This is a genomic window from Candidatus Bathyarchaeota archaeon (assembly GCA_023131225.1).
Lineage (GTDB): Archaea > Thermoproteota > Bathyarchaeia > Bathyarchaeales > SOJC01 > JAGLZW01.
This window is the reverse complement of the sequence record JAGLZW010000034.1, coordinates 24,329-35,937: the sequence shown is the minus strand read 5'-3', so window position 1 is coordinate 35,937 and position 11,609 is coordinate 24,329. Positions and strand designations below refer to the sequence as shown.

The window sequence follows — 11,609 nt, the reverse complement described above, 5'->3', positions numbered from 1 at the left end:
CGTCGGCCTCTCCCGCCCCCTAGCCCAGCAGTATCCCCCGCAGCCCAACGATTGAATCGCTGGATTTAACGAAGGACTTGATGAGCCGGCTACGGACGCTTTAAGCCCAATAAACATCCCTACCACTCGGAGAGCTGGTATTACCGCGGCGGCTGACACCAGGCTTGCCCTCTCCTTATTCCTCCAGCTCCTTACACTGGAGAAAAGCCATCCTCAGCGGACGGCACTCGGGATAGCCCCATCGCGCTTTCGCGCATTGTGGAGTTTTCGCGACTGCTGCGCCCCGTAGGGCCTGGACCCTTATCTCAGTGTCCATCTCCGGGCTACCGCTCCCGCGGCCCGTACCGGTTATAGGCTTGGTGAGCCATTACCTCACCAACAACCTGATCGGCTGCGGCCCCATCCTTAGGCGATGTCTAAAGCATGATTCAGGCATCTTTTAGGTGTAGATTCATTCCAGAACTCCACACCTATCAGAGATTAGCCCCAGTTTCCCGGGGTTGTCTCTGTCCTAAGGGCAGGTTAGCCACATGTTACTGAGCCGTGTGCCGCGTCTCTTTCATGGCTGGGAGACGCACGACTAACATGTCTTAGTCCTATCCCGATAGCAGTAAGGTCCGGCAGGATCAACCGGATTTGTATCGTGTTGGGAGTTTTTGCCGCTTTTGCTGTGGGTTGGATTTGGGGGTTGTTGCGTGTGCGCTAAGCCCATGTTAGACCTAACTTTGATCATCAGGTCTCCATTTTTTGTCCCCGTAACTGGAGGTCAACCATGTTTTAGTCATCCTTAGGGCGTTTCTAAGCGCCTTTAACGTCTGGGTTGACGCCGCCGCCGGAAGAGTTACGGGACGTTTTTAACGTTGATAGCGATGACTAGTCGCTAAGGGAACCCATAGAAGGGATTTCCCAATATAAATATTGCGTGACTGTGACTAATAAAATTAGCTCTTTGAAAATGTGTGTGCGACGCTTATGCAGTAGAACTGAGAGAAGTATGCTATAACGGCTTCAAACAACGTTTTCCTAAAATGTCGGTTGGACAAATGATGGGCAACTGGTTGACTATTACTGAATTTAGCGTTGAGGCATTTCAGGCTTCGTCAAATTTCTAATAATAGAAACATTGTAACATCAGATTTTCGTCATTCTTTATTCTGCACTTATCTATGACAGCAACACTAAGGGCAGTCATAATTTATGAAATACTTTAGAGAGCTCCATAAAATTCGCTTTTCTGAAAGGGTTAAAAGCGCTAGTGCGGTGGTATTGTGGTCGTGTAAAGAAGTGTTCAGCACCAGACTCGACCGGCACATTTCCTTGATAGATCTCAAACCAGCTGGTTTTAGCAGTTTTATTGCATCCTATGTACTAGAAGCAGATAAAGTGGCAATCATTGAAACTGGACCCACAGCGACTGTTCCAAACCTGTTGGCTGGACTGAAGGAGATAAAAGTGGATGTCAAAGATGTTGATTATGTGGCGGTTTCCCACATTCACTTGGATCATTGCGGAGGTGCAGGTGCACTTCTTAGCTACTTACCAAAGGCAAAAATAATTGTTCATAAGAGAGGCGTTCCACACATTGTAAACCCAGAGAAGTTGTGGACGCAGGCGCAACAGGTGTTAGGCAAGGTTGCTAAGCTCTACGAGGAACCTGTGCCAGTTGCCAACGAGCGAATAATAACTGCAGAAGATGGAATGATATTCGATTTGGGAGAAGGCGTTGAACTAGCAGTTATAGAAACTCCTGGTCACGCATCTCACCACCAAAGTTTCTACGAAAAAAGAAGCCAAGGCGTTTTTCCTGGAGATTCAGCTGGAATCTACATACCTGAATACGATGTCGCCATACCGACAACCCCGCCGCCTTTTCATTTTGAGACAACATTGGCTTCAATCGAAAAACTGAGGCAATTGAAACCTAAGCTGTTATATTATTCGCATTTTGGTCGAACAACAGACGCTTTAGAGAACCTGCAGACGCATGCTGACCAGTTGAGACTCTGGGCGGATGTTGTATCTGAAAAAATGAAGAACAATGCGACTATAGAAGAGATGGGAGAGGAAATCTCGAGAAGAGATTCCGCCGTACGTGAAGTAGATGAGTACATTAAGATTCACCCCATTATGAGCAGAGGCATCATTTTGCAAAACATCCAAGGTTTCAGAGACTATTTCAAATACAAGGCAGAGGTGCATTAGTAATAGACTCTCAATCGACTCTGCACGCCAACTGTTAACAGCTTGAAATCTTTGGTTTCTACACCAAAATTACTTATATCTAGCCTTACATTCACACTTTATAGAGTGAAAAGTGTTGAATAAAACGAGACAGAAGAGACGCGCGATCTATAACGTCCCTCTTGAAAGACTTGATAACTACTCGTGGCGCATCCCACAAAAATACAAACCCGGGATGCGCGTTCCAGGTTTAGTACTTGCAGATGAAGAACTATTGGAAAAAATGAAGACAGACAGAACGTTGGAACAATGCACCAATGTCGCTCATTTGCCGGGTATTTACAAGTACGCAATAACATTGCCTGATGGACATGAAGGATACGGCTTCCCTATTGGAGGAGTTGCCGCGACAGATTATGAAGAAGGGGTTATCAGTCCTGGAGGGGTAGGGTACGACATAAACTGTGGCGTAAGACTACTGACGACCAACCTCAGCGAAGAAGACGTACAGCCCAAGCTAACAGATTTGACAAACACGATGTTCAATAACGTTCCATGCGGCCTCGGTAGCCGCAGAAAAGATTTTCGAATCACAACAAACGAACTCGACAGACTAGCAGTAGAAGGGGTTCCGTGGATTGTAGAGAAGGGAATGGGATGGAAAGAAGATGTTGAACATTGTGAGGAGAGAGGCAATATGAAATCAGCAAACTCCGATAAAGTTTCAACCACGGCCAAAAACCGGGGAACAACTCAAATTGGCACCTTAGGCTCAGGCAACCATTTCCTTGAAATTCAGAAAGTTGGCAAAATCTACAATCCTGATGTGGCTAAAGCCTTCGGCATAAATGAGGAAGGACAAGTCACTGTCATGATTCATTGCGGTTCTCGTGGTTATGGACATCAGATTTGTTCCGACTATCTCCGAGTAATGGAGCGAGCGGTGCATAAATACAAAATTAACTTACCTGATCGAGAGCTTGCGTGCGCCCCTGGGAATACTAAAGAAGCAGAAGACTATTTCCAAGCGATGTCATGTGCAGTTAATTATGCCTTCTCTAACCGCCAAGCCATAACACATTTGGTGAGACAAAGTTTTGAACGTGTGTTCAAGCAGCCAGCGGAAACATTCGGTCTTCAACTTGTCTATGATGTGGCACATAATATCGCTAAAATTGAAGAACATCAAGTTAACGGTCAACGCAAGAAAGTTTGGATTCACCGGAAAGGGGCTACGAGAGCTTTTCCACCAGGTAATCCTGATGTGCCCGTTGACTACCGCGAATTTGGGCAACCTGTTATTATTCCAGGGAGCATGGGTTCAAGCTCGTGGCTTCTGGTTGGCGCGGCGAAAGCTATGGAAGTATCTTTTGGGTCTGCGGCTCACGGGGCTGGTAGAATGATGAGTCGAACTGCGGCAAGACGAAGGTTCTGGGGTGGTGATGTTAAAAGGGCTTTGGAGAAACGTGGAATGGTGGTTCGAGCGGCAAGTGCGGTTGTCCTTGCAGAGGAAGCTGATCCGGCTTATAAGAATGTAGATAAAGTGGTGGAGGTAAGCGACAAAGTAGGAATTGCCACACGTGTCGCTCAACTGTTCCCATTGGCAGTTGTGAAAGGTTAAAAACTTCCCATTTTTTCTTTCTTTTTCGCAAAGGGCAGAAATGATATATATCGTAAAGACTAACGGGAATCTGCTTGTGGAAAACTATGTCAACAGGCTTTGAAAGAATCGGAAGAGATGCACGACTTCAAGATCACTGGATAAGGAGACTTGTGGCTTTTATTATCGACAGCATAATAGTGGGCATAGGTACTTCAATAATCGTAGCAATTATTACCATTCCTTTTCACTTTTTCACATTTCCCTTCTTTGCGGGAGTCTTAAGTATCTTGTACTTCGCTTTGCTCGAGTTCTACTATGGGTGGACTGTTGGCAAGAAAATAATGAACCTAAAAACTATTGAGCTCGGTGGACACAGACCCGCTTTAGATTTGGCTTTCATCAGAAACATTAGCAAGATTTACTGGATTTTAGTTCTCATAGATGTAATTATCGGCTTAGCAACGCTGGGCGATCCCCATCAAAAAATAAGTGACCGCATGGCCGGAACTACCGTTGTTTCAAGAACTGCTCCTCCGTTACCGCCTCCACCGCCAACTCCATAAGAATTTTGAAGAGATAGACAATATGAAAGTTTCAATCAAAAACATTACACGAGATAATGTCAATGAAATCCCTGAACCATGCAGAAGTTGCCTGTACTGGGAACTCCCAAGCGTTCTCGAACAGAGCAGACAGAAACTGCAGCAAAAAGAAAAACTAAAATATGCATCTATGAAAGCCGCTTGGTTTCTTAAAACATTAGAAGAGTTTGGAAACTGCGGCAAAATATTATACACTGAAAACAAGCCGATAGGCTACGTTCAGTACTCCACCTCAAACGGATTCCCAAACATCAAAGAATACGGGGCTAAAAAGCTAAGAACATCTGAAGAGAACGTTGCTTTCATCTCTTGCCTTTACATTAGTAAAGAAAAATTCCGAGGAAAAGGTCTAGGTAAAAAACTTCTCAACGAAGTAATCATTGATTTAAGAAAACGTGGTTTCAAGGCTGTTGAAACCTTTGCCAGAAGGAGCTCAACGAACAATCCTTCTGGACCCATCGGACTTTATCTGAGAAAAGGATTCGAAGTCAAAGAGGAGATAGACTTGGATTTTGCCCTTGTCAGACTGGACCTTTAAGCTACTTTGCTTCTAACAAAATGAAACAAATACTCCTGAGCGTATCCAGCATACTTTCCGAAATAGTCTCTAGCAAACGAACCTATTCTGTTGTAATCCTTTGAATATAGCGACTTTTTCGCTGAGAGCTTCTCAATGAACAGGGCATCAAAATGGTTCGCGTAGTGATTCTGAACTATGCGCTTCATCCAAACATCCACTGGAAACGCTTCCAGCTTCTCCAAAGAAAAGAGTAAAACACAATCAGCCACCTTATTCCCAACCCCCGGAAGCTGCATTAGCTTGCCTTTAGCCATCTCATAATCAATCGTTTTCAACATTTCGAAATCGATTTTGTTACAGTTGATCATTCTCGCTGTTTCTCGAACTCGTTTTGCCCGAAATCCCAATTTGCATCTTCTGAGTTCATCCAGAGTGGCCTTTGCCAATGCAGCTGCGTCTGGAAACGTATAAAAATTATAGTCTTCAAAAGCGATTTTATCACCAAATTGTTTTGACAAATCGAAAATCATGTTTTTGATGGCGGGTATGCTTTTGTGAGTGGCGCAGATGTATGAAATTAGGCACTCCCAAGGATTTTGTCTTGCTATGCGCAATCCAAGAAATATTTGAATGGCATGTTTCGTCAGAGCGTCTTGGCTGATTTCAGAAATTATATGCGGTAGGTCGTCGTCTAAACGAAAATAATTCTTTACGAAGTCAACATTTGCGCCTTCAAACTCAAGAGCATCATTTGTCTGTCGAACTTTGAAAACTCGCTGTTCAGCTATGCCATACCATAAGCCACCATGCTTCTCCCATCTAAATAGTTGTCCACATTGTAGAGTGTACTCCAAATTGAAAGGGGTCAAATACTGATCCAGTTTCAGCTCCATATGTTTTCGAGTTTGTTGAAGGAGATAAACTAATAAATGTTGTCAGCGTTGTTTCGGTTTCTTGTTGATGTGGCTAGACTTTAAGTCTTAAGTTAGAAGGCAGTTGAAATGGTGAAGAAACTTGGTATTTTTGGGCTTGAAGGTATTCCTCTTATAAAAGCAGGCGATGATTTGGCTGATTTGATTGTTTCAGCAGCAGAGAACAACAATGTCGAGATTGAAGACAAGGACATCCTTATTGTTGCGCAGAAGGTGATTTCCAAGGCTGAAGACCGCGTAGTTCAGCTGGACACAGTAAAACCTTCTAGAAAAGCGTTAGAAATTGCAGAAGCAACAGGGAAAAACCCGAAGCTTGTAGAGTTGGTTTTGAGCGAATCAAAGCGTTTTCTAAAAGCCTCACAGGAAATACTCATTGTCGAAGACAAACGAGACATGGTTAACATAAATGCGGGAATAGACAAATCCAATATTAAAGGCGCAAACCGTTATGCACTCTTACCAGTAGATCCCGATGAGTCTGCGAGGCGTCTACGTTCCAGCATCATGAGGCTAACTGGAAAAAATGTGGGAGTCATTATATCTGACACGTATAGTCGGTCGTTTAGACGAGGACAAGTGAATTTTGCAATTGGCCTAGGGGGAATCGATCCTTTCTTTGATTATCGCGGCTTAGAAGACCTGTTTGGTTACGTTATGCGAGTCAAGTTCAGCGCCGTTGTTGACGAATTGGCTAGTGCTGCAGAGCTTGTGATGGGACAAGGAAAAGAAGCAATACCAGTTGCAATTGTTAAAGGATTAAATCGAATAAACTTCGGTGAAGAATCTTCTTCTAGAGATTTGGTTATCAGCGAAAAGGAAGATTTGTTCAAGAATGTTTGGTAGCTTTTTTTCCGTAGGCAGCAAACATATAAATTACAAAACTAATGAAAACGCTAAAGGTGCCAAACTAATTGGAATGTAAGCAGTGCAGCGCAGAAACCTACATGCCCTTTAAATGCCCATACTGTGGCGAATATTTCTGCGTTGAACACCGTCTACCTGAAAATCACAATTGCCCAGAATCTTGGCGTGCTCGAGCTCCCAGGGAACAGCTAGCAAAAACGCTGAAAACATCAAAGACTGAACGTTCTTATCAGCATACTGTCACTATGGTGCCGCCGCGAGGACGAGATAGAATCATATGGTTTAGTACAACAGAACTTAAACACTTAGCCGTCGGAACCTTGCTTGTGATGGGCGTAGGTGCCTCTCTGTTTCTGAACTTTCCTCTGACAGCTGTTGCGTCTTTGGCGGCAGTCCTTACTTTTTCTTTTCTCATACACGAGATGGCTCACAAGATGGCCGCGCAGCGCCAGGGGCTATGGGCAGAATTTCGACTGACAACTATTGGAGCCTTAATTACTTTGATTTCCATTTTCGCACCTTTATTCAAGATTATTTCTCCGGGAGCTGTTATGATTGCAGGTTTATGTGATAGAGAAACAATAGGGAAAACAGCTTTTGCAGGACCCTTAACAAACATTGCGCTCGCTATGGTGTTTCTTATGACAGGCTCGATATTCAGTTTTGTCGACTTCAACTATTCTATAATTTTTATTGTGTATTTTGGTGCATGGATAAATTCTTTCATAGCTGTTTTTAACTTGATCCCTTTTGGCATAATGGATGGCTATAAGATTTTCACATGGAATAAAATCATATGGGCGCTAAGTTTTTCTGTTTCGATTTTACTCGCAATTTTCAGTCTTTTATGTTTGCCTTTCTGAGTCTAGAGTAGTTCGATGCTTATGTATACGTCCTCTGGTACTCGTATTCTCATAATTCGCCTCATGACGCGTTCTTCGGCGTCAATATCAATAAGCCTTTTGTGTATGCGCATTTCCCATTTGTCCCAAGTTGCAGTGCCTCCCCCAGAAGGAGACTTCAGAACTGGAACTTTAAGTCGTTTTGTCGGTAGAGGAATTGGCCCAGTCATTTTGACGCCTGTCTTGTCAGCGATGGCTTTCAGTTCGTTACATATACTTTCTAACCGCTTGTAATCGGTGCTTGTAAGCCTTATTCGCGCTTTTCTCGTCATCGCAGTAGTTTCTCCGGGTAGCTTCACTTATCCACTCTACATGTTTTAAATACTTTTTCCTCATATCCCAGTTTGATTCCTGTCTTTTTGGGTGCGTGTACATCTAAAGCTTTCAAAGCTATAAGTCGACGGGTGAAATGATAGGGCAACTTTTTAATTTTCATTTCCGCTTTGAAGTTTATCTGCCGAAGGCTAAACGCAAGTATGGCTGTTATGTGATGCCAATCTTGCACGGTGATCGTTTTATCGGTCGCGTAGATCCTATAATGGACCGTAAGCAGTGGCGGCTGAAGATTAACGCTGTTTATGTCGAGCCAGACGCCCCAAAATCAGAAGATACAGCTCGGGCGATGGTCAACACAATCGAAGAACTCGGCAGATTCCTCGGCGCAGAGCAAATATTATACAGTCGACGTGTACCTGCGGAATGGAAGAGTGTGCTCTGTTGAGAAATATAAAACGAAATCGCCTACCGACTGTCCTCACTTCGTCCTTAAGCGTTTTCCTGCACTTAAAGACCGTTCTTTTCAACTGACTTGGTTTTTGACTTGTTATCTTAGATGTTTTTCCGTAATTGGTCTTTCTTCCATCATGTTATCGAGTATTAGAACGAAACGGCAACTGTCACACAATCCATCTTCGCCTGTGGCATCTCTATTTTCACACTTCGTACATTTCGTACGTTCAGACAATCCACTAACTTCCTGTGTATGCGGTTAGTGACGTGATGCATTAACTGTTATGAAAAGAGGGTAATGATTTCCAATATGGTTTATTCGTGCATTGGCTCACACTTCCTATAGGCGGAAATAACAAGGTAAGATGAATGTGCGTGTAAGACCCTTGCTCTTGTCTTAAAACCGTAAGAGTTTATTTATAACAGCAACAAAGGATGTAGAAGAATGGAAAAATGACCCAGCAAAAACTGAAAGCTAAAGCACTGCTCATTGATCTAGATGGAACAATAGTTGATTCCTTAGAAGCCTTCGCTGAGGCAGCAGAAACTGCACTCTCCGCTATTGGGAGCAAACAAAGTTCCAATAATGTGGGTTTGGAAATAGCTCGACATTTACAACTTAACCTTCCTCTCGACGATTTCTTTAATGACACAAATGTAGATAATGCTTTGAGAGAGAAATTCCTAACATTATTTTTGCAGTCTTTCTACAAAATCGCCTCAAGCAAAACTAGATTGTTTCCAAATGTCGATAAAACCTTACATAGGCTTTCGAGAAAATTCCTGCTTGCTCTGGTAACTCGTCGACGTGTTTCTAAAAGATTGGTGGAAAAAGAACTGCAACGCTTGCGTCTCGACCAATATTTTTCGGCAATTATAACATCTTTAGAGGTTCGGAGACCCACCCCTTTTCCAGACGCCATTCTAAAGGCAGCAAATAAACTCAAAGTGTCAATCTGTGATTGTGTGGTGATTAGTGACTCTGGAGTTGACATTCAAGCCGGTAGACTTGCTGGCGCAAAAACAGTTGCTGTACTCTCAGGGTTGTTCAAAAAAGAAGAGTTAAGAAAGGAGATGCCTGACCTCATTATAGAAGATATTAATCAACTTCCTGAGCTGCTTTTAGCAGTGTAGATGCAGTTGCTTGAATCATTGCTTGGCAGAAAACGTTATGAAATGCTCTAACTAGGCTCTAGTTTTCCCTGGAATCTTGAACTTTTTTGTTCCAAATGGCGTGGAGTATCGCTTAGAAAAACCTTCGTTTCTTTTTGGGCTCTTGTTGTTCAGGCTTATGGCTTTCCGGCGCCACATCTGGTTCCATTACTACCATTTCTTCTTGTTGTGGTGCTTCTTCTGCAACTTGTGGCGTTGGGTGTTCTTGCACTTTGGCGGAGCCTTCTGATTTCTCTCGTGGTCCCTTCCATTTCTCTTCAAGTTCTTTCATTCTGGATTCAAGCTGGTTCACTGATTCACGCTTCGCTTTGACTTTCTCTTCCAACTCTTGGATCATCAGTTTTTCTTCGAACGTTTTAAGTTTCTTGTCTAAAGTCTTTTCTCTTTCGTCCAACGATTGCAGCTCATTTTCTAGCGAGGTTTTTTTCTTTTGCAGTTCTTCTAACTCTTGTGGACTCATGGTTGTTTCACTTATTATGCCCATATGAAAACTGAAGATAAGAAAGTTATGAAGTTGAAATCAATATTAGAGGTATCATAAAGGTCTCGGTTTGGTAACTATCTATTTTGCGGATTGCCTACATGTCGAGATTTAGAATAGTTCTCAAAAAATGTTATAGAAGATACCATAAATAACGCTTAATTAAGACGCTTACCCGAGTATTAATTGGAGAAAGCGTGGAAGGAACATCAATGAACTTTCTTGAGCTAATGCTATCACAATACTTGAAAGACCGTAATCCACTTTTAGATCTCCAAGGCTCAGATCGACGAGTTCTACAGATAGCCTGCGAAGATTTGATGAACTTCCTAAAGGTGCATTGGAGGCTGATCGGTAAAGAAAATTGTGATTGCGACTTGATTGACAAGGTTCACAAGTATTTCGAAGAAAACTCTGAAGAGTTTTCGGAGTTCGTGGGCATATGGGCTGGTCTTTGGATTAAGAAGTGGAATGAAAGAGTCAAGCTTCTTATAGGAAATGATGCTTCTCCTCAATGGTCCAAGGTGAATAAACAGTTGAAGAACGCGGACTCTTTGTGGCGGCAGCTAAAAAGCCGCAGAGAGGTCAAAGATGTTCTGGTGGAATCATTGGTTAGAAACGGAGAAATTTGCGGAACATCTATAATGGCGGAAAACTTGCTGAAACTTGAGCTTGGAGCATGTGAAAAGAAACAAGGCTGGAGAAGCGAGCAAGAAAAACTGCTCAATATTCTAAATACAACTTTGCGCAAAGCCAGACAACTTTCCCACAGCAAGGGGCCTCTCATCTTTGTGAAGATTGATAAGAAATATTTCGCACTTCACTAGAGTATCTCAAGGTTTTAGATAAGATTTTTCTTAAGATGCTCTTCTTGCGATTTGGTGAGAATTAAAAATCTATCTTGTTCTTTCTCCTTGAAGAGTTTTGGTTCGCCACGAGTAAGTTTTCAGAGTGGGTGAAGCTCCGTAGCCGCATGCAGCGCATCTTTTCTTCTTTATGTTATAGGCTCTTCTACCGCATCTTCTACATTTGATGTGTATAAGTTTTCTTCCATGCTTTCCGAAAGAAGCAGTGCCTTTTCCCATGTTTCTTACCTTGGAGGTGGCGAGATTATTATTACGTTGTCGCCTCGGACAATTAGAATGTCTAGTTTTTTAGGGTTTTCCGGGTCTGTCGTGTCTTCAGTTTCGTCAAGTACTAGGTTCAGGTGTTGGTCGAATCCTTTCAGTTTTCCTCGTAGACTTTTTCCGCCTTTTAAGCGTACGAGTACCGTTTTCCCTAGGCTTTCTTGGAGGATTTGGGTTGTCATTTCGCTCATTTTTAACCCTCTCGTTAATTTGTATCTTTTAATAGGTGAAAGCATTAATCATTTAAATGTATCTATATACGAACTCACTGCGTCTACATGTGTTTTTTGCCATGTACACCATACCTACAGGCGCACGCAATTTAGCTTAATGTCAACGCTTCAATAGCCGGAATCGACACGTTTGAGTTTCTGTTCGAAGTCGTCGAATCCTTTGAACAGTCTTATTTGGAGGAGGCGTTGCTACCGACCCCCCCCCCTCCCCTCCCCCCTCCCTAATTTTTTGGGGGTTTCACGGCACACGCTATCATGGAGA

At 43.0% G+C, this 11,609-nt stretch carries 14 protein-coding genes and 1 rRNA gene; 9 read left to right on the top strand and 6 right to left on the bottom strand.

All coding sequences use genetic code 11. The features are described from left to right. A 16S ribosomal RNA gene (locus tag KAU88_08825) occupies positions 1-637 on the bottom strand; the annotation flags it as partial. 746 nt (positions 638-1,383) lie between these two features. Between KAU88_08825 and KAU88_08820 the strand changes: the two genes are divergently transcribed. The 4 genes from KAU88_08820 (at position 1,384) to KAU88_08805 (ending at position 4,924) form a co-directional block, all read left to right on the top strand. Continuing rightward, positions 1,384-2,202, top strand: a complete 819-nt coding sequence (locus KAU88_08820) for an MBL fold metallo-hydrolase (protein ID MCK4478610.1) — start codon at positions 1,384-1,386, stop codon at positions 2,200-2,202. A gap of 214 nt (positions 2,203-2,416) precedes the next feature. Next, positions 2,417-3,802 carry an RtcB family protein gene (locus KAU88_08815; protein MCK4478609.1) on the top strand — a complete coding sequence of 462 codons (1,386 nt, stop codon included), beginning with the start codon at positions 2,417-2,419 and terminating at the stop codon, positions 3,800-3,802. 86 nt (positions 3,803-3,888) lie between these two features. Beyond that, positions 3,889-4,347 (top strand): RDD family protein, encoded by a 459-nt coding sequence (locus KAU88_08810; GenBank protein ID MCK4478608.1) that lies wholly within the window; start codon positions 3,889-3,891, stop codon positions 4,345-4,347. Positions 4,348-4,369: 22 nt separating this feature from the next. Next, positions 4,370-4,924, top strand: a complete 555-nt coding sequence (locus KAU88_08805) for a GNAT family N-acetyltransferase (protein MCK4478607.1) — start codon at positions 4,370-4,372, stop codon at positions 4,922-4,924. Here the strand turns inward: KAU88_08805 and KAU88_08800 are convergent. Continuing rightward, a complete protein-coding gene (locus KAU88_08800) occupies positions 4,921-5,799 on the bottom strand; it encodes a hypothetical protein (protein MCK4478606.1) in 879 nt (292 codons plus the stop codon). The two genes, KAU88_08805 and KAU88_08800, sit on opposite strands and share 4 nt — an antisense overlap. Positions 5,800-5,910: 111 nt before the next feature. On the opposite strand from KAU88_08800, the gene cofE reads away from it, so the two are divergent. Together cofE and KAU88_08790 are read left to right on the top strand one after the other, a co-directional pair. Then, positions 5,911-6,681 (top strand): coenzyme F420-0:L-glutamate ligase, encoded by a 771-nt coding sequence (gene cofE / locus KAU88_08795; protein ID MCK4478605.1) that lies wholly within the window; start codon positions 5,911-5,913, stop codon positions 6,679-6,681. 101 nt (positions 6,682-6,782) lie between these two features. Next, positions 6,783-7,565, top strand: coding sequence for a hypothetical protein (locus KAU88_08790; protein ID MCK4478604.1), 783 nt, complete (start codon positions 6,783-6,785; stop codon positions 7,563-7,565). A gap of 2 nt (positions 7,566-7,567) precedes the next feature. Here KAU88_08790 and rpsJ read toward each other — a convergent pair whose 3' ends face one another. After that, positions 7,568-7,876 carry a 30S ribosomal protein S10 gene (gene rpsJ / locus KAU88_08785; protein ID MCK4478603.1) on the bottom strand — a complete coding sequence of 103 codons (309 nt, stop codon included), beginning with the start codon at positions 7,874-7,876 and terminating at the stop codon, positions 7,568-7,570. 137 nt (positions 7,877-8,013) lie between these two features. Between rpsJ and KAU88_08780 the strand changes: the two genes are divergently transcribed. After that, the gene (locus KAU88_08780; GenBank protein MCK4478602.1) at positions 8,014-8,325 is read left to right on the top strand and encodes a winged helix DNA-binding domain-containing protein; all 312 of its coding nucleotides are present in this window, start codon (positions 8,014-8,016) and stop codon (positions 8,323-8,325) included. Positions 8,326-8,786: 461 nt separating this feature from the next. Continuing rightward, a complete protein-coding gene (locus KAU88_08775) occupies positions 8,787-9,467 on the top strand; it encodes an HAD family hydrolase (protein ID MCK4478601.1) in 681 nt (226 codons plus the stop codon). 112 nt (positions 9,468-9,579) lie between these two features. Here the strand turns inward: KAU88_08775 and KAU88_08770 are convergent, their stop codons facing one another. After that, positions 9,580-9,966, bottom strand: coding sequence for a hypothetical protein (locus KAU88_08770; protein MCK4478600.1), 387 nt, complete (start codon positions 9,964-9,966; stop codon positions 9,580-9,582). A 233-nt stretch (positions 9,967-10,199) separates the two neighbouring features. Between KAU88_08770 and KAU88_08765 the strand changes: the two genes are divergently transcribed. Next, complete coding sequence (locus KAU88_08765) at positions 10,200-10,814, top strand: hypothetical protein (GenBank protein ID MCK4478599.1); 615 nt, start codon at positions 10,200-10,202, stop codon at positions 10,812-10,814. Between the two features lie 69 nt (positions 10,815-10,883). Here KAU88_08765 and KAU88_08760 read toward each other — a convergent pair whose 3' ends face one another. Then, positions 10,884-11,072 carry a 50S ribosomal protein L37e gene (locus tag KAU88_08760; protein ID MCK4478598.1) on the bottom strand — a complete coding sequence of 63 codons (189 nt, stop codon included), beginning with the start codon at positions 11,070-11,072 and terminating at the stop codon, positions 10,884-10,886. 5 nt (positions 11,073-11,077) lie between these two features. After that, positions 11,078-11,305, bottom strand: coding sequence for an RNA-binding protein (locus KAU88_08755; GenBank protein MCK4478597.1), 228 nt, complete (start codon positions 11,303-11,305; stop codon positions 11,078-11,080). Between the last annotated feature and the right edge of the window lie 304 nt (positions 11,306-11,609).

Bases quoted from the DNA above. Each gene is read 5' to 3' on its own strand.
- KAU88_08815 (MCK4478609.1), top strand. From the start codon at position 2,417: ATGCGCGTTCCAGGTTTAGTACTTGCAGATGAAGAACTATTGGAAAAA.
- KAU88_08810 (MCK4478608.1), top strand. From the start codon at position 3,889: ATGTCAACAGGCTTTGAAAGAATCGGAAGAGATGCACGACTTCAAGAT.
- KAU88_08805 (MCK4478607.1), top strand. From the start codon at position 4,370: ATGAAAGTTTCAATCAAAAACATTACACGAGATAATGTCAATGAAATC.
- KAU88_08800 (MCK4478606.1), bottom strand. From the start codon at position 5,799: ATGGAGCTGAAACTGGATCAGTATTTGACCCCTTTCAATTTGGAGTAC.
- KAU88_08790 (MCK4478604.1), top strand. From the start codon at position 6,783: ATGCCCTTTAAATGCCCATACTGTGGCGAATATTTCTGCGTTGAACAC.
- rpsJ (MCK4478603.1), bottom strand. From the start codon at position 7,876: ATGACGAGAAAAGCGCGAATAAGGCTTACAAGCACCGATTACAAGCGG.
- KAU88_08780 (MCK4478602.1), top strand. From the start codon at position 8,014: ATGATAGGGCAACTTTTTAATTTTCATTTCCGCTTTGAAGTTTATCTG.
- KAU88_08775 (MCK4478601.1), top strand. From the start codon at position 8,787: ATGACCCAGCAAAAACTGAAAGCTAAAGCACTGCTCATTGATCTAGAT.
- KAU88_08770 (MCK4478600.1), bottom strand. From the start codon at position 9,966: ATGAGTCCACAAGAGTTAGAAGAACTGCAAAAGAAAAAAACCTCGCTA.
- KAU88_08765 (MCK4478599.1), top strand. From the start codon at position 10,200: ATGAACTTTCTTGAGCTAATGCTATCACAATACTTGAAAGACCGTAAT.
- KAU88_08760 (MCK4478598.1), bottom strand. From the start codon at position 11,072: ATGGGAAAAGGCACTGCTTCTTTCGGAAAGCATGGAAGAAAACTTATA.
- KAU88_08755 (MCK4478597.1), bottom strand. From the start codon at position 11,305: ATGAGCGAAATGACAACCCAAATCCTCCAAGAAAGCCTAGGGAAAACG.